Origin of the sequence: Mycobacterium shimoidei, from assembly GCF_900417275.1 — a bacterium.
Classification (GTDB): Bacteria; Actinomycetota; Actinomycetes; order Mycobacteriales; family Mycobacteriaceae; genus Mycobacterium; species Mycobacterium shimoidei.
In genome coordinates, this window is sequence record NZ_UEGW01000001.1 from 1,855,346 (window position 1) to 1,872,621 (window position 17,276).

The window sequence follows — 17,276 nt, forward strand, 5'->3', positions numbered from 1 at the left end:
TGGTGGGCTGTTGCTGAGGGGTGGCCGCGGTTGAGAGCCCGTAGCTGTGACCGTGGCCGTCCGCCGGGTTCGCGGATGTGGTTGGAAATGACTAATGCCAGCGGTTTTCGACATAGGTCGACCACTGGCATTTTCGCGGCAAGTGTAGCAGAGGCGGTTGGTTGTCTCATTTGGCTGCCTTTCGGCGTGTCGCGGCTCCGGTTGTTTTGACCTGCGGTTTTTCTTGATGGAGTTTTCGGACGTCGCCGAGCAGGTACACCGGCTCGTCGTCGTCGGAGTGGCGGGCGATGCCGCGGCGGCCGTCTGGGCGCCGGTACCCGCGTGGGCGTAGCCGCGGTGGCTGTGTGGTGCCGTCGGGCAGTTTGCGTGGCGTGCACCAGCTGCGGAAGGTGCGGGCCGAGATCGGCTCGCCGCGCATGGCCATGACGATGAGGATTTCTTCGCGGGTGAAGTGCTGGTCGTCGCGGCCGGACAGGTATCGGTCGACGATGTCGGCGGTGTCGTGTTCGGCTTTGCAGCGCTCGCACACGACCGTGGATGCGCCGCTGACGGCGCGTAGCGGGGCGGCGCATCGTTTGCCGCCGCTTTTGGCCGGGCATGGCCCGTAGGGCACGAGCGGCACTGGGCGGTTGACGATGCGTCGGATGGCTCTGAATCGCTCTGAGAGCTCTTGGAGGAACTCGTCGGCCCCTTCCATACCGGCGACGGTGTTTATCCGCTCAGCGAGCCACACAGCCATCAATTTGGGGTATCTCAGCGCGGGCGGCTCGACGCCGCGCGTCTCGCAGATGTCGCGGATCCACATCGAAAGCATGTTGGTGACTTTCTCGAGCAGCTCGGCCGCCGATGGGTGGACGCCACCGGTGGCGAGCGCGTGCCGCAGCGCCGCGGCTTGGCGGGCGCGGCGGGCTTCGTAGAGGTCTTCTTCGTTGTCGTCGGGGTAGGGCTCGATGTGGCTGGCGAGGCTGTCGTCGCCGTGCAGGGTCATCGGCTCGCGGGTGGTGCGTCGCGCCGCGGTGTCGAGGCGTGCTTGCCCGACCGCGGTCTCGGTGAGTCTGTCGAGCCACCACGGCAGTTCGCGCAGGATGCCGTGGATTTTGCCTTGGCAGCGTCCGCATAGGACTACTTCGGCGCGGCCGCCGCAGCTGTGGCACTCGGTCACGCGCGCACCTCGGGCCAGTCGATGTCTCGCAGCTTCGCCCGGTGGCGTGCGCGTAGCTCGAACGGCAGCTGGTCGCCGAAGTGCGCGGCGCCGATGCTGGCGAGTGCGAGCGCGTCGGCGATGTCGTTGCAGCGGATGGCGTGGCCGGGCCACCAGCTGCGGACGGTGTCGAGCACTTGGCTTTTGGTGGCGTTGCCGTTGCCGGTGGTCCACAGTGCGCGGGTTTTGGGTGCGATGACCGCGGTGGGGATGCGCAGGGATCGCAGCTTGCTGAACAGGCCCCACCAGAGGCCGGCGCTGTCGTGGGTGCCGGCGTTGTGGTGGGCGTAGGCGGGGCCTTCGATGACGGCCATGTCGATGCGTTCGCCGAGTGGCTTGGGCCGGTCGGCTGGTGATGTGACTGGCGCGCAGTAGAGCGCGTCGATGACGGCCCGGGCTTGGCTGACGATGCGGTCGGAGCGGTGGGCGTAGCTGCGGGCGTCGGGGCTGCGGTGGCCGACGGTGCGCAGCATGACGGGGTGGCCGTCGACGAGGACCGCGATACCGGTGCTTGAGAGGCTGGGGTCGATGCCAGCGACGATCACACCAGACCTCCTGGGTGCGGGAATCGGATGCGTGCGTAGTGCACGATTCGGCGCTGCAGCTGGCGGCCATCGTTGCGTCTGCAGCGTGCGTGCGGCTCAGCGCTGCAGAGCGGGCACTTGCGCGTGAGCGCGTCGCGGACGAACGGGTTGCTGGGGTTGGCGAGCTTGATGTGTGGCGATTCGGGTGCGCGCACCAGTGGGCTGATCTGGCTCATCGCTTGCTGTCCTTGGCGAGTGCGGCGCGGACTTTCGCCATGCCGCGGCGGGCGATGTCGCTGTAGTCGACGTGGTCGCAGACGGTGCCGTTGGGCCGGTAGCCGTCGTCGTCGCAGAGTTGGCAGCGGTCGCGTTCGATGCGGGACAGGTGTGCGTTGTCGGGCTCGTAGAAGTCGGCCATGGCTTCGATGGGGTCGCGGTTAGGCATGAGTGGCTTTCCAGTCGTGGTTCGGGCAGCGGGATACGGCGTTGCCGTGGTCGACTTGGCCGTTGTCGTCGCAGTTGGGGCAGGCTCGGACGTCGGCCCAGAAGTCGGCGCGGGCTTTGGCCATGGCTTCGGCGCGGTCGGTTTCCCATGCCTGGAATGCGCGCCGCGCGTCAGCGCAGGCGCCGCAGGGCTTCTCGGTGCCGTTTGGGTGGCGGGGGCAGAACGGCGGGGGCGCTACTTGCGTGAGTTCCCCCCCAGAAGTAACCACTGAAATACGGGTTGGGTTGGGTTGGGTTGGGTTGGTACCTGGAGTTCGGCGTTCGTCCCGCTGGGTGTCACGCCGTGACTCTGGGTGTGACGTCGGCTGTGACTCACGCTGTGACGCTCGCCAGTTGGCTTTGCGTTGCCGGGCCGCTTCCCGCTCGGCCTCGCCCTTCGCCCTGCTGTCTTGGCGCCCGGGACCGAGCCACTCGTGAAACTCCCAGCCACGCTCGCCATCTCGCTCGGCGAGGTGCCACAGCCCCGCCGCCACGAGGCGCTTCGCCTTGGCGAGGCCCTTGGGCTGCTGCTTGACCCACCACTCGGGCACGAATCCGTCGGTGAGGTAGGCCATGCAGAACGAGCCGGCCCGTACCCACATGCCCAGCGCCTCGTCCGCAGCCTTCTGGGCTTTAGGGTGCGAGTGCAGGGCATCGTCGACGCGGAAGTGGGGCATCAGTCGGTGGCCTCCTCAGTGGTTTGGGCGACGGAGAGCAGCCATCTGAGCGCGGCGGTGGCTTGTTGTGGTACGACGCCGCGCGGGTTCATCCTTGGACCTTTCTCGGGTCGAGAAAGTCGTCATCGCCCCAGATGTCGAGGTTTATGCGGGCGTGGTCACGCGCCACTGTGCTCCTCCTGGTTTGCCGATGTGCAGTCTGTGCGGTGGGCGCCGTTGGCGGCGTGGTGGTAACCGCAGCCGACGCAGAAGCCTTTCCGGTCGGTGGCAGCGGTGAAGACCTGGTCCCAGCGGTCGCGTGGCTTGGATTCTTTGCTCATCTCCCGCACCCGATCTGTCGCTGCACCGCGTAGGCCCGGTGCGTGTAGGAGTCCCGCTCACTGATCTCCTCAGCCGTCAGAGGTGGGCTGCCGGGGTTGTGGCGCAGCATCGGCCCGAACGCGCGTGTGCAGCTCGCGCAGGGTTCACGAACGGCGGCAACGACGTTGGTGCAGCCGGGGATGACACAAGCCGGGAACGTGAGCTGGTCAGCCATCACACCGCTTCCAGGTCGAACAGGGACGGCATGTCGCGTTGCCGTTCTTCGGCTTGCAGGTACTTCACGCCGTCGAAGAAGTAGAGCTGCATCACGCTCTTGCCGAGTCCGAATGCGGCGAAGATTGCGCGCCGGCCGCCCCGCGCAGCCCATTGCACGATGTCACGCTGGTGTGGTTTCAGGATCGGGTTGATGTCGCCGGGGTCGATGTCGTGGCCGTAGGTGGTGTCGAAGCGCACCTTGTCTGCCAGGAACTCGGCGTAGGGCTTCATGACGCGACCCCGAGTGATTCAGCGACGACGCCGACGAGATCCCTTGCGGCGGGCGGTGTGACGGCGTTGCCGGCCTGGCGCACCTTCTCGCGCTTGTTGCCCAGGATCACATAGTCGGCGGGGAAGTCCATGGCTGCGGCGATCTCGTGCGGCTCCAGCATGCGGAACAGCACGTCCTCCAGGTTCAGGGCTTTGCCTGTCAGTAGTGACTGGTGTCCGGTCGTTGTGATCGTTCGGGCGGCTTCGGTTACCGGGGTTGTCATTTCAGCACCGCTGCCCTTGCTGGAGTTGTTCCGCATCAGCAGGGCGTGACGATCCACAGCGGTCACCGTCGACAGCGGTTCGCCCGTGGAGTGTGTCGAGCCATTGTCGTAGTAGGCCGTGACCAGGCCGTGGTGGTTACCAGAGGCTGTGACGGTAGCCAGGGGCTCACTGGCGAGACGGGCATCGCTGCTGCCGCCGCGCAGCTCGGCGATGAAGGGGGGAGCGGAAACGAGGCCGTGGTTGGCTCCGTCTGCTACGACTGTGGGCAAGGGCTCGGCGGCGGGGTCGATGTGGCGGATGCGGTCACGGAACTGGGTGAGGAAGGGGGGCAATGCCAGAGCGTCGTTTTCTCGGGTGGTGCGAGTCGGTGCGGGTTGGTCGACGCTGACCGCCTCGGTGCGCCACGTGCCGCCGGTGGGAACCAACAGGCCGGTCTCGTTGCGGGTGGTCATGGTGCGGGCGGGCTGATCGACCGGGACTGCGCTCTTGCCGGGGCGGCCCTCGACCGGGATCAGTAGTGGTTGCCAGTAGCGCTGAATTCCGGCGGCTATGCGTGCCATGGTTTTGGCGGCCAGCGGGCGATCGCGATCACCGATGCGAGTGCCGCGCAGCGACCAGTCGATGATCTCCGCAGCCGGACGATAGACAGGCTCAACTACACGCCGGCATCCCGTAACCCCGCAGATGTACACATACTGTTGCCGGTATCGTCCCCACGGTTCGCGATCCGGCCGCTTGAACACCTGACGGGCCTGGACCGCCCCGTGCTCAGGACACACCGCAGATGGCCGGGTTGCGCGCTCTATCTCCGGACGCGGGTTTCCTTTGCGCCAAAACACCACATACATCCGGTCCCGAGACTGCGGGGCACCACGCCCGAACGCTTGCGCGTGCATAGAATTCAGGAACACGGCCTGGTGGTCGTAGCCGAGGGAATCCATTGCCATCAGCCATGCGCGATACGGTTCCCAATGCCACGCATCAACAACGTTCTCAACAATCACCGCCTCGTAACGGTGAACCTCGGTGAAGCGGGGAACATCCCACATCGTCGCCCGCGACCGCTCCGCAGCAGCATCCGGCAGTGTCTCGCCGAACAAATCCGGCTGCGCATCCGCACGCCTGCGGCCTTTCGCCACCGAATGATTCGTGCATTCCGGGCTAGCCCAAAGAATGTCTGTGCGCGGAAAATAGCGCGGGTCAACTGCGGACAGATCTGCGCACAAATGGTCCGTTTTCGGATGGTTCGTGTTGTGCGTTTCGACGGCCAGATCCCAGTGGTTTGAGGCGATCTGGACTGCAACTCCGGGGATGGCGACAGCTCCGGTAGAGCTGCCGCCGGCGCCGCAGAATAGGTCGGTGACCGTGAGGGTCATTCTTCGTCGTCGACGTCGGTCTCGTCGTCTTGGTCCCCGTCATCGTCGAACAGCCCGGGCTGCTCATCACTCGGGTCCGGCGGCTTGGGCTGCCCCTCGCCGACGGCCCACAAGATGTTCAGCTTGCGCCCGTAGCGGTGTTCGCCGTCGTTGCGCACCGATTCGCTCTCGCCGGTGCATTCGACGCGCACGACGTAGGTGCGTTTCTCGCCGATCGCGGGCGGGTTGTCGAGGGCGTAGGGGGTTTGGCCGAAGGATAGGTATGCGGCCGGGGTTGTGGGGTCGTCGGGGATGTCGTCGAGGTCGTTGCCGCTGGACAGACCTTCGGGTTTGTCGGTGACGAGGGCCATGGTCAGACTCCGATCTTGTCGAGTGCGGAATTGATTGCGTCGGGGTTGATTTCGGCGGGTTGGTCGAGACCTTGGATTTGACGCCAGCAAGTGATTGCCCGCCGGGTGAAATCAACAAGGGCCGCGCCCGCCGCGCTCTCCGCCGCGCCCTCGGCCGCGCTCTCGGCCGCGTTCCAGGCCGCGTTCCAGGCCGCGCTCCAGGCCGCGCTCCAGGCCGCGCTCCGGGCCGCGCTCCGGGCCGCGCTCCAGGCCGCGTTCCGGGCCGCGCTCCAGGCCGCGCTCCAGGCCGCGCTCCGGGCCGCGTTCTCGGCCGCGCTCCAGGCCGCGTTCTCGGCCGCGCTCCAGGCCGCGCTCCCGGCCGCCCATGCGAACGGCACTGCGCCGGTCGCTGAGTCCCGGTGTAACTCAGCGACCCGTTTCACCGCGGCGACACCATCGCCTTTCGCGAAGCGGACGACTCCCCACTCCGGATTATCGAGCATCTCCGCGATCCACAACGCATAACCGGCGTCAGGCATATCCGCGGTTCCGACTGTCTGCCAACCCAAATCGAGGACCAGCACACTGTTCTCAGGTGAGAGCATCCCGTCGTCGTCGGCTAGTTCGTCGTTGCACATCTGGACCAGCCTGGCCAGCGGACGCGCTGAACATTCCGGATAGTCAGTGATCTGGGCATCACCGTTGATGTACGAGATAACGTTCATCGCGCAGCCTTTGCCGCTGCCGGGTTGGTGCGAGCCTTTCGCAAGGCGCAGCGGATGCGTGATGCGGTCGAGGTCGATCATCGGTCAGTTTCCTTCCTGTGTTGCGGCGGTATCGTTTTCGACTTCTGCGAGCGTGGCGGCGTTGAGGATTTCGCGGATCTTGTCGTCCGTGCTGATCTTGTTTCCGGCGTCGTCGTAGCATTCACCGGTCCACCATTGATCCAGCGTGTCAATGAGTTTCGACGCTTCGGCGACGGTGAGCTGAGAGCTGGTGGAGACGTCGAAGCCGAGAATCGAGCTTGTGACGATGAGCCGGTCCTCGCGTTCGGTGAGGCCGAGGTCGCGGAACAGCGCATGCATCTTTCGGTTCTGCGCTGTGCTCGCGGGCGCTTCTGAGTCGTCGGCCGGGGGCGCGGAGGTAGTCACGACGATTCCGGTTTCACCTTGGCCGCCGCCGCCATTGGAACGGCTGGCGTTCGCCTCAGCGGCGGTGCGCGGCTTGAGACCGGTGCGTGCTACCGGTTGCGCGGAGTTCTTGCGCCGCTTGCGTTCACGCTGCGCGTTGACCTGTTCTACGAGTTCTGCGACAGTCGGAGCCGGTGGTTCTATCGCGATAGTTTCCGGGGTGCCGTCGATCATGGTCGCCGCGCCGCCGGCCATCAGCTGAGCCGGGGATACCTCGATGTCGAGGACCGGGACGGCGAATCGCTTGGTGCTTTGGCCCGGGCGCTTCACCATGCGCTGCTCGAGGCGCAGTCGTGCGGGCAGCATTTGGCCGCGGCCGGCGGCGAGTTGCACGATCTCGACGGCGCCTTGGAGTTCGAGGGCGGCGTAGTAGCCGCTGGTGTCGATTCGCCACACACCGAGGCCTGGGAGGTCGCGCAGCATTACTGATAGGCGTGTGTGGATGGCGCATTCGCGTTTGTCGGGGTCGCAGATGCAGGGTCCGTCGCTGATGGATTCGTTGCGGCCGTCGCAGCGGCGTTGGCAGCCGCCGCCTGACCACAGTTCGTAGTGCTGGCTGAACGCCATGTCGGAGGGTGGGACGATGACGTTGAGCGCGTCGCTCTCGGTGATGACTTCCCATTGCTTTCCGGCGGGGGCGTCCCATTCGGCGGGGTTGCCCCCGTATAGGAGTGCGGCTTGGGCGATGCGGTTTCGGTCCGGGCTGGTGAGCCGGAACGTGGTCAGCTTCGCCGGTCGAGTCTTCTTGCTGCCGTTGCCGACAGGGACTTGTTGGCCGATGCGGATGCGGCCGATTTCGGCGAGACGGCGTTGCAAATCTATGATCACGATGCTTCCTGCCGATCAATGTCGTTGTGGGTGAATAGTTCGATCCGTTTGTCTCGGGCAGCAATTCCAGCAGCCTCGACGGAGTCGAATACGCCGACGCGAATCGGCTTCCCGTTGTGCCAAACCTGAGCTATCCAGGTGCCGTGACGATGCGGGTTCGGACGTACACCGCGGACTCCCGAGACGCTGGTTGCCTCAGCTCCAAGCCTGTTTTCACCGTTCTGCTTGTTCGTCACCGGTCGAAGATGCGTCGGATTGACGCACGCCTTGTTGTGGCAGCGGTGATCTACAAGCAGGTCGCCGAGCACTTGTCTCGTGGCCAGTTCCCACGAGAACCGATGTGCACGAACGTTTGTGCGGTTCAACCAGAACGCGCCGTATCCATTGTCGAACTTCGCGGCTGTCCAGGGCCAACAAGCGGTAGGACCGCCACTGGTGTCGACCTTCGCCCAAAACCGTTCTTCAATCGATTGCCGTGTCATCACGACTCCGGGGAGGTCAGGGGATCACCCATCACGGTCTTGGATGTCTCTTGCACCCACCGGAACGCTTCGAGGCAGTAGAGGAATGCGTCGTGGACCTCTTCGTCGCAGCGGATAGGATAGGCCTCGCAGGATTCCGGCGTGATGAGGATGACCAGTCCGGTATCCACCTCAGGGACACGCACGGCCATCTCTCGTTCCTCCGTGCTGAGGAGGTAGTACCGGCGGCGGAACTTCTCGAATCGGCGGGGCCGCCACACCGCGGCGTAGTCGGCGTTGCGGTAAGCCGCGAGTTGCAGCCCAACACTTTCCGGGTAGGGCGTTTTGGGCCGGCCTTGGCTGTCGCGTGCGTTGCGGCTCGACTTGTAGTCGACGATGAACCGCACGCCGTCGATCGTCAGGAACGCATCAGCCTGACCGGCGTAGCCGTAAGTCGGGCAGTAGACGCAAACCTCTGTGGCCTGGTATTGCGGCTGGAAGCAGTGAAGCCAGCCGTCGAACTGGTTGAGGCACTTGCCGACAACATCGAGCTCGGCGCCGACGTCCACCTGAGGGCCGCCCTCGTGCACGATCAGTTCGGTGGCGAAATCCTTGTCCGGCTTGGCGCCGGTGAGCGCGTAGGTTTCGCACATCTTGTGCACGACCGAACCCAGCGCCGTGTCGGACAGCCGCGTCTTGGGGCGCCGGAATCTGGCGTCGCGCAGCCACTTCACCGCGGCGTCGCGGCCCTCGTCCTCGGCCATCGCCTGCCACGTGGCGGCGCTGTCGATCGCGGCGTTGGCGGTCTGCTCGGCCGCCCAGTACAGCAATGCGGGTTTGTCGAGGACGCCGATGATGGTGGTGACGGACCACAGCACCAGGTCGTCGTCGTCGTCCGGCCCGTTGACTTCGAGCGCTTCTTGGCCTAATTGCGCGGTCATGTTGCCTCCGTAGGCTCGAGATAAAATTCCTCCACGTACACGAGTTCTCCGTCGTCGGCGCGCACGCCGATGAGTTCGTCGATGTCTTCGACGGTGCCTTTGCGTATTTCGTCGTTGGTGTGTTTCCACTGCACGCGGTCGCCGATGCGGGGCCGGATCATGACGCGAACCTCGCGGCGGGTAGATCAAGCACCCAGGCGAACGCCTGCTCGAGCGTCTGGCCCGCCGGCACCGCGGCGAGCGCAACGAACGCGAGCCGTCGCAGCGCCGGAACATCGTGGCGGGCAAGATCACCGAGGTATTTCCAGACGAATCCTGGATCCTCGTCGCGTACAACGTCAGCCAGGTTGAGTACTGTGCGGGCGGTGCTGACCATCTCGGCGGCGAGCTCGCTTTGCGGCGTCGAGCGCCCCGACCAAGCGCATTCTCGGAACGTCTTGTCGTCGGAGTGGCGGCGGAACTTGCCGCTGTTGGTGGAGATCATGCGACCGCAGCCCGGGCATTCAACGGCGTTGAGATCCGGTGGCCTCATGCGAGCGCCCCACTAGCTCTCGGCGCGTACATCGCAACGTATCGCCGCAGGAGCGGAATGTGCCTGGGGCACACGTTGATCACCGACAGCGCGACAGCCTGGCCGGCCTGCCGCGCCGTGAGGCCGCCGGTTTCCTGGACGGCTTGCAGCACGCCTGTGAGGCCGGGGATGGTGGGGTGGTCGTCGAGGACGATGCACACGTCGGCTGCGTAGGCCGTCGCGAAGTCCTCTGCGGGATCGGCTTTGGCTGATCCGGCGAGCGCGGCGCCGATAATGACGCAGGCCAGCCACAGCCACAGGACTGGAATCACCGTGCGGTGGATCATGGTTGAACTCCGTTCGCTCGCAGCCACTCGGCGACCTGATTGGCGAATTCCTTACCGATGTCGCCCGCTGTAAACGGCGTGCACAGTTGGCGTACGATGGTGCCGCCCCAGTTGATAACGCCGACCTTGGCTGCGGCGGCCCGAATTTCGGCGAGCTTCTTCTCTGCCTCTTCGAGAGTGTCGAAGATTTCCGGCTTGTGCTGCGGGGGCGGCGAATCCTGCTGTGTCTGCGGTATCCCGAACATGCCGGTAATGCCGGTAATCATCTGGCTCAGCTGTTCGCCAACGTCTCGCATCGGGCTGGGCACACTGTAATCCGGCACGGGCTCAGGTGCGGGTTCGGGCGGCGGCGGGTACAGCTGCCCGTCCGGCATACGGATCGCGTAGCGGAATGTGAAGCCTTTCATCGCAGCACCGCCCTCGCGTAGAGCGCCGCCAGCAGGTCCACCCAGCGAATGGCGTCACTGCGGGAGACGACGTGCACCTTGTGCGGCTGCGGTAGCCCCGCCACATCTGACATGAGTTTCGTGACGTACAGCCGCCAGTCGTTGAGCCTCAATGGCCTGTATGCTCCGCAGATTTCGATGTCGTCGGGTGTGACGGCGATGATGCGCTGGCCGTCTTTGTCGGCGTCGGCGACGAGACGGTACGGGGTGGCCACGGCGGTCATTGCGGATCGCCTTTGCGCCAGCCGGATTCGATTAGCCTCTGCGCGGCGGAAAACCAGGCACCGGTGGGTCGGTATGACTCAGTGGCGTACTGGGGATATAGGGCGTTGAACATTTCTCGCGCCAACTCATCCACGAGGCGCTCGTCTGCCTCCCACCTTGAGGCCCAGTAGAGCAGTTGGCCTGGAGTCCAGGCGTCGTCGTACAGCATCCCTTTGTCGCGGCGTTCGGTGGCCTCTTCGATAACTTTCGCGGCTTCGCGCATGCGCGGCGGCAATGTCTTGTCGCTCACGGGATCACCACGGGGGCGACGATGCGCGCGGGCCAGCTGGCGAGGATGTCGCCGATCGGGTCGGGCCACAACTCAGGGTTTGTGCCCAGCAGCTCACCTGGAGTGCAGCGCTCAAAATCCGCGGCGTGCCACGCAGCTTCGGTTTCAACCAAGTTGGGGTGCAACGGGCCAGGCGCGGTGTTGGTGCGCTCGGCCTCGGCGAAGATGCAATCGATCAGCGCGCCGATCTCAGCCATGTCGCCGTCGTGCGCTGGCAGCATCGGCTCATGCCGAATCAGCGGTAGCCCGGCGAAGCGCCGCGCGTGCTCAACCAGCTTGCGGTAGTCATCGGGTGTCCACACCGGCCACACCTTTCGCGTTGCTACACTGCTATCCGGCATTGAGAACCACTCCTTCTCGGTGTCGTCGCCCTCGGCCCGCTGATCCGGCCGGGGGCGTTTTACTTCGTTTTGCGGATGACGTTCGGGTTTTGATTGCGCAAGCCGGAGTCGAATTCGATCCACGAAACGTCCGGCGGCCAGGGCTCGTTATCCAGCGACTCCGTCTCGGCGTGGAGGTCGTCGAGTTGGTCGGCGAGGATCCGCCAGTACGCGGGCGCTTCGCAGGCGGGGTGGTCGGCCCACTCGCGTAGTCCGATCGCGGCGGCGACGAACAAACGAGGATGAGTAGAGCTGAATAGGAGTGGGTGCCCCGAGGCCGCAGGCGCCGGCGGGTCGGCGCGCCTGGGCATATCGGCCTCGGGGCTTTCGGCCGCCGCACCGGGAGGTAGCACCGGGGCGGCCGAAGTCTGATCGGTGTCGTTGAGATACCTGGCCGCGGCGTCCTCGTCGAAGTCCGGCCACAGCTGTGCCGAGCGCATCGTTTCGACGAATGCGTTGACCGCGGCGTCAGCGGCGCGCAGAACCAAGCTCAACATGACTTCCACACCGATGCCGCGATGACCCTGTGCCCGGTCGACTCGTGATGCTGGTCCAGCCACCTGTCGCGTGCCGCCGGGTCGTCGAATGGCTGCTGCAGCAGCGGCTGACAGTTCAGGCAGGTCGCCAGATGGTAGAGACTCATGCGCGTGTCCTCCGGTATCGGCGCGGAACCAGACCCTCGATCACGGCCTGGGCGAAACGCAGCGGGTAGCTGCCGAGTTCGGCGATGATGTCGACGGGCAGGCAGATGAGGTCGACCGCGAACTGGACGGCCCGAGGTGTGCTGGACTGCCGGCGGTGCTTGGCCACGATCACCACCCCCGCCGATCGAAGACCGCAAGTCGGCTTTTGAGATTGGCGATCGCAGCGGTGGCGTCGGCCAGGCGTTTCTGCGCTGTGCGGGCCGCGTCCTCTGCGGCGACGCGCAACACGAGTTGTTCGTCGCGCTTGCGGCGCAGCTCGTCGCGTTCGCGCTCGAGCTCGGCGACACGGGCCTGCAGCGCGTCGATGTCGCGGCAATCAGAGGCGATCGTCGGCTGATAGGCGGCGGGGTCGAACCATTCGCCGACCGGCGTCGGCGCGCTCACCTGTCGACTCCAGGCATCGGATTGAAGAGCTGGGCGATGCGCGCCCGCTTAGTCATCGCGGAGAGCGCCGCCCGCCGGCGGTCAGCCAAATCCGCGGGCGGGAGTGGGCGCAGCGTGGCGGTGCTGCGGCCGGTCGCCGCGTCATAGTCGACGGAGTCGATCACGTAGTAGGCGTCGAAGTTGTCGGGGCCCAGCACGTCTTCGGGGTCGAATCTGCGCAGGTCGGCCGCGAAGTGCAACTGGTTCACGGCGACCTCCGCAGCCACACGAATCCGGCCAGGCATAGGAACCCGGCCAGCAGCGCGCCGGCGGCGGTGATGGTGTCGAGGATCATTGCTCGAACCGCTCTGCCGCCAGCTCCCACACCCACACCGGGAAGCTGTTGACCATCCCGAACAGTTGGTGTTGCACCGGATTTGGCTCAACACCGTGGCGGCGCGCGATCGTCGCCGCGCACTTGCCGAGGCGCCGCAGGTAGCGGGTGTGGGTCGGCAGCCCGGCCTGCCGGGCGTAGGCGAGCGCCGAAAGCCAGTCGTGGCGGCCTTCGATGGCGGTGAGCCGGTCGTCGGCGCGCTGAGCGATGGCCTTGGCTTCGGCGGCGTCGCGCTGGGCGGCCTCGATCTGGTCCAGTGCTGCGCGCAGCACGTCGAGCTGCGACATGCCGCTGGGCTGGACTGCGACGCCGCGGTAGAAGAAGTCGCGCAGCGCCCGCGCAGCCTCACGCTGATAGGCGATCAGCACCGGGCGGGCATGCTCAGTTACGCGGTTGACGGCGATGGTTGCCAGCCACATGGGGATGCAGTCGGCGTGCAGCCCGTACATGCGGTACGTCTTGCCGTCCGATCCAGTTGCGGTGATCATCACCCCAACTGCCCATTTCGCCTGGTCGAGCTTGGCGCGCTGGCTACGGTGGTCGATCCCGAGCGCTTCGCACATGGGCTTGAGCGCGACGAACGGCTCACCGTCGACCAGTGATGCCTGCATCGGCACATCGGTGCCGGGCACCGGGACAGCGACCAGGTCGGCGCTCATGCGTCGCCACCTTGGGTTTGGGCCGCGTCCGGGGTGTGAGCCCGAAGCTCATCCCCAGACGCGGCCCGCTCTCCTACGCTGCTTGGAGTGTCAGCAACCAGCGAAGGAGAAGAATCATGGATGACACCGGCGCCGAGATCCCCGATTTCCCGGAATTCAGCGAGATCAGGAAGCTCGACCTCCCCGAAGAGGCGGTCGTAAGCCGCCAGTTGCGCGACGACCTCGCCGGACTGCAGGAATGGGCTGGCAAGAATCCTCTCAAGCACATCTTCGGGCTCACCATTGGCGTCGGCACCCTCTGCGCGAAGTCCATTTTTGAGATCGAGAAGCAGATCATCGAGGTCCGCAGGGAAGTTCGTAGACTCTCGGGCAGCTAGGATCAGCCGGTTCCAGAGGCCTAGTGCCCATTCGCAGGCTTCGGTGAGCTCGCGGAGCTGGGCCTCGGTGAGCGCAGTCATGCGGAAGCCTCGTTGCGCTGCGCGGCAAGAGCCTCGACGGCGGCGCGGTCGAACAGGTATGCGCCGTTGCGACCGGACAGCTTCTTACGCAGAAACTCCAGCCCAGACGGGCGCACAAACGTTGTGGCCGTGGGGATCTGCTCGCCCGTCTTGGGGTGGACGTACGTTCCCGGCACGACCTTGAAGTGGTGCGCGTACCGCTGGTAGGGCAGCCGGTTCCCTTGAAGCACGCCCATGCGGCGCAATTCGCGCATCATGACGTTGCGGCCCCAGCCGAGGATTTTCGACGCGGCCAGCATGGAGTAGGTGCCGTCAGATTCCATCAGCTCGTCGTAAAACTGGGCCTTGGGTTCTAGCTCGGCGACCTTCGCCTCGGCTACCTCGGCACGTGTCTCAGCCTCGACAACCCATTGCGCCAGCGTCTTGCGATCGGGTAGCGCAATACTGCTGTCGTAGCGGCCGGTCTTGCGGATCCCAGGCAGCACTTCATGGGTGAGCCACCGTTTGAACGGCCGCACCTTCGGTGATCTGCTGATCAGGAGTAGTGACCAGAGGCCGGCTTCTGTGACGGCGCTCATTCGTTGCGGCCCACCAGGGGTGTCCACGACCACGGACACCCTTTCGTCGCCATCGAGTTGGGCGAGCGCGTCGCGGTACTTCGATATGCCGACCGCTTCGCAGACATCACGCCCGATCCACAATGGCTCGTCGGTCATGACATGCCGGACGTCGAAGCCCTCGAATGTGTTCGCGATGGCGTGCAGGCCTGGCTCTCGGGTCGTCTGATCAAACACCCGTTGTTGCTTTTCGGGGGTGTGATGGGTGAGATGCCAGTGCTCGCCGCTGGGGCACTCATACGGGTAGAGCCGTTCCTTGTGGTCGCCGCGGCGCGCGTATCGCTCGCGCTGGGCGCGGTTGGCTTCGGCCTGCGACCGGTACTGCTTCTTGTCCGGCGTCGGGCAGGAGATGGCGGGCGCCGCTGTGGCGCTCATTTCACGCCGCTTTCGGGGCGGGCCGCGCCGGCGGCGTCTGCGGACAGAGAACCGCCGGCGCGGCCCTCTCCTACGCTGCTTGGAGTGTCAGCAACCAGCGAAGGAGAAGAATCATGGACGAAACGTCCCGTGATACCCACGGCGCGATCCGCGCCTTGTTGAACCAGGTTCCGCAGACCATGACGGCCACCGCGGCCGTGCTGGTCCTGCTCGATCAAATGCAGCCGGCCGGTGGTGTAGATGGCGTACCAAGCCTCCAGGAACTTCACCAGGTTGTCGGTAAAGTCGCTGCAAGCCTCGTCATCTGCGCCACCACGCTGGAGAACGGGATTGAGCGGCTGAACGGTCGACCGGGCATCCCGGAGGACAGATTTAACGCCATCGTGAGCGAGTTCTTCGGCGACGGCTAGTTCTTCGCGCACGATCTGGCGGACCCGAGCCTCGGTGAGCGCGGTCATGCGCTGGCCCGCTCAAACGCTTCGATATCCGCTTCCGCGAACCGGTAGTAACCACCGGGTGTAGTGACGGCTGGCGTCAGTTTGCCCTTTTTGACCCACCGGCGTACGGCGGAACTATCAACGCGAAATCGCTTTGCAACCTCACTAGTCGTGAGTAGCACGACATCTGGCATGCGCAGAAGGTTGCCACCGACGCATAAGTCGTGTCAAGCACGACATGCCGTGAATATTTCCCAGCCAACCTTCAGATACACGACTTGCGCGACATACACGAGAAGTGCAAAATACTGATCATGGACACTCAGGTGACCCACTGGATCCCGGACGTCGACAACTTCGCCGTCAGGCTAGTTCTCGTCCGGCACGAGATGGGATGGAACGCCAAAGAGGCTGCCCTCGCATGCGGGATCAGTCCTCAATCATGGCGCGAATGGGAGATCTCGGGCCGCCGCCCGCGAGACTATGAGGGCATCTGCAAGCAGATCGCGGCGCGCACCGGGTGCGACCTGATCTGGCTTATGGCAGGAACCCCTAACCCGTACGGCGACGACCCCGCGGCCAGTGCCCCCACCAGGACTCGAACCTGGGACCTGCGGATTAAAAGTCCGTAGCTCTACCAACTGAGCTATAGGGGCTGCGACGCACAGGATACTGCCTTCGCCGGCGGAGCTCGTTTGAGGATTCGGTACCCGGTGGCCTAAGCTGGCTTGGCTCACAGCGTCACCATGTTGCGAGTACCCCGGAGAGATTCGGTTCTGGCCCCCTTCGTCTAGACGGCCTAGGACGCCGCCCTTTCAAGGCGGTAACGCGGGTTCGAATCCCGTAGGGGGTACGGCTACGCGGCGACGCGAAGCAGCGAACAAGGCCCTGTGGCGCAGTTGGTTAGCGCGCCGCCCTGTCACGGCGGAGGTCGCGGGTTCGAGTCCCGTCAGGGTCGCCGTCGCGGCGAGGCACACGTGCCTTCCGGCCAGGTAGCTCAGTCGGTATGAGCGTCCGCCTGAAAAGCGGAAGGTCGCCGGTTCGATCCCGGCCCTGGCCACCGGGTTTGTCTTTCCAGTTCGCAAGTGTCCTGTCGGCGCCTCGGCTTGCCCCGCGGCCCGCGGAATGAAACAGCACGCGCCGGTGCTGTGCATCGCGATACTCACAGCCGCATGAAAGGCAACTCATGGCACCCTCGCTAGCCGGTTCTGCCGCATTGGTCACCGGAGCCACCGCCGGCATCGGCCGGGAAGTCGCACTACAACTAGCCGGGCTCGGGGCCGAAGTGGTGGTACACGGACGAAACCCCGAACGCGGTGCCGAGGTGGTGCAAGAAATCCAAAACGGCGGCGGCACAGCACGTTTCGTCGCGGCCGACCTTTCCGACGCCGACGACGTGCGACGGCTGGCCGCTGAGGCCGGGCCGGTCGACATCCTGATCAACAACGCAGGCGTATACAAATTCGGCGCCACTGCCGATACGGACGACGCGTTTTTCGATGAACACGTCAACATCAACCTGCGTGCTCCCTACATCCTGGTTCAGCAGCTGGTGCCGGGCATGGCCGAACGCGGCAGCGGCGTCGTCGTCAACCTGAGCACCGTCGCCGCCGCTGTCCCGGCGCGCATGGGCGGCATTTACGGCGCCACCAAGGCCGGCGTCGAACTACTGACCCGCGCATGGGCCGACGAGTTCGGCCGGTCCGGGGTGCGGGTGAACGCGGTCCAGGCCGGGCCGACCGAGACCCCCGGAACTGCCGTCACGCCCGGCCTGACCGACGGTCTGGGTGCACTCACCGCCCTCGGCCGGGCTGCGCAGGCCGACGAGATCGCGAACGTGATCGCGTTTTTGGCTTCGCCGGCCGCCGGCTATGTCAACGGTGCGATAGTGCAAGCCAATGGCGGGCAAGTAGCGATCGCGCCGTAGGGCGACAAGTAAGGTGCGGTTACC

32 protein-coding genes and 4 tRNA genes are annotated in these 17,276 nt (G+C 65.3%); 6 read left to right on the plus strand and 30 right to left on the minus strand.

Features of this window, described 5'->3' with window-relative positions:
• Positions 1 to 166: 166 nt before the first annotated feature.
• The 27 genes from MSP7336_RS09065 to MSP7336_RS09180 form a co-directional block, all read right to left on the minus strand.
• Positions 167 to 1,162, minus strand: a complete 996-nt coding sequence (locus MSP7336_RS09065; protein WP_113963556.1) for a hypothetical protein — start codon at positions 1,160 to 1,162, stop codon at positions 167 to 169.
• Positions 1,159 to 1,746, minus strand: coding sequence for a hypothetical protein (locus tag MSP7336_RS09070; RefSeq protein ID WP_113963557.1), 588 nt, complete (start codon positions 1,744 to 1,746; stop codon positions 1,159 to 1,161). Before MSP7336_RS09070 ends, MSP7336_RS09065 begins: the two co-directional genes overlap by 4 nt.
• Positions 1,743 to 1,961 carry a zinc finger domain-containing protein gene (locus tag MSP7336_RS09075; protein WP_113963558.1) on the minus strand — a complete coding sequence of 73 codons (219 nt, stop codon included), beginning with the start codon at positions 1,959 to 1,961 and terminating at the stop codon, positions 1,743 to 1,745. Before MSP7336_RS09075 ends, MSP7336_RS09070 begins: the two co-directional genes overlap by 4 nt.
• Positions 1,958 to 2,170 carry a hypothetical protein gene (locus tag MSP7336_RS09080; RefSeq protein ID WP_142706774.1) on the minus strand — a complete coding sequence of 71 codons (213 nt, stop codon included), beginning with the start codon at positions 2,168 to 2,170 and terminating at the stop codon, positions 1,958 to 1,960. The genes MSP7336_RS09075 and MSP7336_RS09080 overlap by 4 nt, the downstream gene beginning before the upstream one ends.
• Positions 2,163 to 2,885 carry a hypothetical protein gene (locus tag MSP7336_RS09085; protein ID WP_113963560.1) on the minus strand — a complete coding sequence of 241 codons (723 nt, stop codon included), beginning with the start codon at positions 2,883 to 2,885 and terminating at the stop codon, positions 2,163 to 2,165. The genes MSP7336_RS09080 and MSP7336_RS09085 overlap by 8 nt, the downstream gene beginning before the upstream one ends.
• 158 nt (positions 2,886 to 3,043) lie before the next feature.
• Entirely contained in the window at positions 3,044 to 3,205 is a 162-nt protein-coding gene (locus MSP7336_RS23775; RefSeq protein WP_181786677.1) for a hypothetical protein, read from the minus strand.
• Positions 3,202 to 3,420: a hypothetical protein gene (locus tag MSP7336_RS09090; protein ID WP_113963561.1), complete on the minus strand. Its 219-nt coding sequence runs from the start codon at positions 3,418 to 3,420 to the stop codon at positions 3,202 to 3,204. Before MSP7336_RS09090 ends, MSP7336_RS23775 begins: the two co-directional genes overlap by 4 nt.
• Positions 3,420 to 3,692, minus strand: a complete 273-nt coding sequence (locus MSP7336_RS09095; protein ID WP_220178567.1) for a DEAD/DEAH box helicase family protein — start codon at positions 3,690 to 3,692, stop codon at positions 3,420 to 3,422. Before MSP7336_RS09095 ends, MSP7336_RS09090 begins: the two co-directional genes overlap by 1 nt.
• Complete coding sequence (locus MSP7336_RS09100; protein WP_113963562.1) at positions 3,689 to 5,332, minus strand: DNA cytosine methyltransferase; 1,644 nt, start codon at positions 5,330 to 5,332, stop codon at positions 3,689 to 3,691. The genes MSP7336_RS09095 and MSP7336_RS09100 overlap by 4 nt, the downstream gene beginning before the upstream one ends.
• On the minus strand, positions 5,329 to 5,682 hold the full coding sequence (locus tag MSP7336_RS09105; RefSeq protein ID WP_113963563.1) for a hypothetical protein: 354 nt from the start codon (positions 5,680 to 5,682) through the stop codon (positions 5,329 to 5,331). Before MSP7336_RS09105 ends, MSP7336_RS09100 begins: the two co-directional genes overlap by 4 nt.
• Positions 5,683 to 5,684: 2 nt before the next feature.
• Positions 5,685 to 6,467 carry a hypothetical protein gene (locus MSP7336_RS24200; protein WP_113963564.1) on the minus strand — a complete coding sequence of 261 codons (783 nt, stop codon included), beginning with the start codon at positions 6,465 to 6,467 and terminating at the stop codon, positions 5,685 to 5,687.
• Positions 6,468 to 6,470: 3 nt separating this feature from the next.
• Positions 6,471 to 7,679 carry a recombination directionality factor gene (locus MSP7336_RS09115; RefSeq protein ID WP_113963565.1) on the minus strand — a complete coding sequence of 403 codons (1,209 nt, stop codon included), beginning with the start codon at positions 7,677 to 7,679 and terminating at the stop codon, positions 6,471 to 6,473.
• Positions 7,676 to 8,161: an HNH endonuclease signature motif containing protein gene (locus MSP7336_RS09120; RefSeq protein WP_113963566.1), complete on the minus strand. Its 486-nt coding sequence runs from the start codon at positions 8,159 to 8,161 to the stop codon at positions 7,676 to 7,678. The genes MSP7336_RS09115 and MSP7336_RS09120 overlap by 4 nt, the downstream gene beginning before the upstream one ends.
• Positions 8,161 to 9,081: a hypothetical protein gene (locus MSP7336_RS09125; RefSeq protein ID WP_113963567.1), complete on the minus strand. Its 921-nt coding sequence runs from the start codon at positions 9,079 to 9,081 to the stop codon at positions 8,161 to 8,163. The genes MSP7336_RS09120 and MSP7336_RS09125 overlap by 1 nt, the downstream gene beginning before the upstream one ends.
• Positions 9,078 to 9,242, minus strand: coding sequence for a hypothetical protein (locus MSP7336_RS23780; RefSeq protein ID WP_181786679.1), 165 nt, complete (start codon positions 9,240 to 9,242; stop codon positions 9,078 to 9,080). Before MSP7336_RS23780 ends, MSP7336_RS09125 begins: the two co-directional genes overlap by 4 nt.
• Positions 9,239 to 9,613 (minus strand): DUF7368 family protein, encoded by a 375-nt coding sequence (locus tag MSP7336_RS09130; RefSeq protein WP_142706775.1) that lies wholly within the window; start codon positions 9,611 to 9,613, stop codon positions 9,239 to 9,241. Before MSP7336_RS09130 ends, MSP7336_RS23780 begins: the two co-directional genes overlap by 4 nt.
• Complete coding sequence (locus MSP7336_RS09135; RefSeq protein ID WP_113963569.1) at positions 9,610 to 9,939, minus strand: hypothetical protein; 330 nt, start codon at positions 9,937 to 9,939, stop codon at positions 9,610 to 9,612. The genes MSP7336_RS09130 and MSP7336_RS09135 overlap by 4 nt, the downstream gene beginning before the upstream one ends.
• Positions 9,936 to 10,346 carry a hypothetical protein gene (locus tag MSP7336_RS09140; RefSeq protein ID WP_113963570.1) on the minus strand — a complete coding sequence of 137 codons (411 nt, stop codon included), beginning with the start codon at positions 10,344 to 10,346 and terminating at the stop codon, positions 9,936 to 9,938. The genes MSP7336_RS09135 and MSP7336_RS09140 overlap by 4 nt, the downstream gene beginning before the upstream one ends.
• On the minus strand, positions 10,343 to 10,609 hold the full coding sequence (locus tag MSP7336_RS09145) for a hypothetical protein (RefSeq protein WP_113963571.1): 267 nt from the start codon (positions 10,607 to 10,609) through the stop codon (positions 10,343 to 10,345). The genes MSP7336_RS09140 and MSP7336_RS09145 overlap by 4 nt, the downstream gene beginning before the upstream one ends.
• Positions 10,606 to 10,899: a hypothetical protein gene (locus MSP7336_RS09150; RefSeq protein WP_113963572.1), complete on the minus strand. Its 294-nt coding sequence runs from the start codon at positions 10,897 to 10,899 to the stop codon at positions 10,606 to 10,608. The genes MSP7336_RS09145 and MSP7336_RS09150 overlap by 4 nt, the downstream gene beginning before the upstream one ends.
• Positions 10,896 to 11,240, minus strand: coding sequence for a hypothetical protein (locus MSP7336_RS09155; protein WP_142706777.1), 345 nt, complete (start codon positions 11,238 to 11,240; stop codon positions 10,896 to 10,898). The genes MSP7336_RS09150 and MSP7336_RS09155 overlap by 4 nt, the downstream gene beginning before the upstream one ends.
• Before the next feature lie 98 nt (positions 11,241 to 11,338).
• Positions 11,339 to 11,815, minus strand: a complete 477-nt coding sequence (locus MSP7336_RS09160; RefSeq protein ID WP_142706779.1) for a hypothetical protein — start codon at positions 11,813 to 11,815, stop codon at positions 11,339 to 11,341.
• Entirely contained in the window at positions 11,809 to 11,961 is a 153-nt protein-coding gene (locus MSP7336_RS23785) for a hypothetical protein (protein ID WP_181786681.1), read from the minus strand. Before MSP7336_RS23785 ends, MSP7336_RS09160 begins: the two co-directional genes overlap by 7 nt.
• Positions 11,958 to 12,128, minus strand: coding sequence for a hypothetical protein (locus MSP7336_RS23790; protein WP_181786683.1), 171 nt, complete (start codon positions 12,126 to 12,128; stop codon positions 11,958 to 11,960). The genes MSP7336_RS23785 and MSP7336_RS23790 overlap by 4 nt, the downstream gene beginning before the upstream one ends.
• A gap of 2 nt (positions 12,129 to 12,130) precedes the next feature.
• Positions 12,131 to 12,406 carry a hypothetical protein gene (locus MSP7336_RS09170; protein ID WP_113963576.1) on the minus strand — a complete coding sequence of 92 codons (276 nt, stop codon included), beginning with the start codon at positions 12,404 to 12,406 and terminating at the stop codon, positions 12,131 to 12,133.
• Positions 12,403 to 12,654 carry a hypothetical protein gene (locus MSP7336_RS09175; RefSeq protein WP_113963577.1) on the minus strand — a complete coding sequence of 84 codons (252 nt, stop codon included), beginning with the start codon at positions 12,652 to 12,654 and terminating at the stop codon, positions 12,403 to 12,405. The genes MSP7336_RS09170 and MSP7336_RS09175 overlap by 4 nt, the downstream gene beginning before the upstream one ends.
• 82 nt (positions 12,655 to 12,736) lie before the next feature.
• Positions 12,737 to 13,438, minus strand: a complete 702-nt coding sequence (locus MSP7336_RS09180; RefSeq protein ID WP_113963578.1) for a phage antirepressor N-terminal domain-containing protein — start codon at positions 13,436 to 13,438, stop codon at positions 12,737 to 12,739.
• A 116-nt stretch (positions 13,439 to 13,554) separates the two neighbouring features.
• Here MSP7336_RS09180 and MSP7336_RS09185 point away from each other — a divergent pair, with 116 nt between their 5' ends.
• On the plus strand, positions 13,555 to 13,815 hold the full coding sequence (locus MSP7336_RS09185; RefSeq protein ID WP_142706780.1) for a hypothetical protein: 261 nt from the start codon (positions 13,555 to 13,557) through the stop codon (positions 13,813 to 13,815).
• A 77-nt stretch (positions 13,816 to 13,892) separates the two neighbouring features.
• Here the strand turns inward: MSP7336_RS09185 and MSP7336_RS09190 are convergent, their stop codons facing one another.
• A complete protein-coding gene (locus MSP7336_RS09190; RefSeq protein ID WP_113963580.1) occupies positions 13,893 to 14,888 on the minus strand; it encodes a phage antirepressor in 996 nt (331 codons plus the stop codon).
• Positions 14,889 to 15,001: 113 nt separating this feature from the next.
• Between MSP7336_RS09190 and MSP7336_RS09195 the strand changes: the two genes are divergently transcribed.
• Entirely contained in the window at positions 15,002 to 15,298 is a 297-nt protein-coding gene (locus MSP7336_RS09195; protein ID WP_113963581.1) for a GAT domain-containing protein, read from the plus strand.
• Between the two features lie 44 nt (positions 15,299 to 15,342).
• Here MSP7336_RS09195 and MSP7336_RS09200 read toward each other — a convergent pair whose 3' ends face one another.
• Both MSP7336_RS09200 and MSP7336_RS09205 read right to left on the minus strand, forming a co-directional pair.
• Positions 15,343 to 15,519 (minus strand): MerR family transcriptional regulator, encoded by a 177-nt coding sequence (locus MSP7336_RS09200; RefSeq protein ID WP_081215562.1) that lies wholly within the window; start codon positions 15,517 to 15,519, stop codon positions 15,343 to 15,345.
• A 389-nt stretch (positions 15,520 to 15,908) separates the two neighbouring features.
• Positions 15,909 to 15,981 (minus strand) — tRNA-Lys (locus MSP7336_RS09205).
• A gap of 123 nt (positions 15,982 to 16,104) precedes the next feature.
• Between MSP7336_RS09205 and MSP7336_RS09210 the strand changes: the two genes are divergently transcribed.
• From MSP7336_RS09210 to MSP7336_RS09225, 4 genes are all read left to right on the plus strand, one after another.
• Positions 16,105 to 16,178, plus strand: a tRNA-Glu gene (locus MSP7336_RS09210).
• Between the two features lie 31 nt (positions 16,179 to 16,209).
• Positions 16,210 to 16,283, plus strand: a tRNA-Asp gene (locus MSP7336_RS09215).
• Positions 16,284 to 16,311: 28 nt separating this feature from the next.
• Positions 16,312 to 16,385, plus strand: a tRNA-Phe gene (locus MSP7336_RS09220).
• 126 nt (positions 16,386 to 16,511) lie between these two features.
• Positions 16,512 to 17,252: an SDR family NAD(P)-dependent oxidoreductase gene (locus MSP7336_RS09225; RefSeq protein WP_069395833.1), complete on the plus strand. Its 741-nt coding sequence runs from the start codon at positions 16,512 to 16,514 to the stop codon at positions 17,250 to 17,252.
• Positions 17,253 to 17,276: the final 24 nt, after the last annotated feature.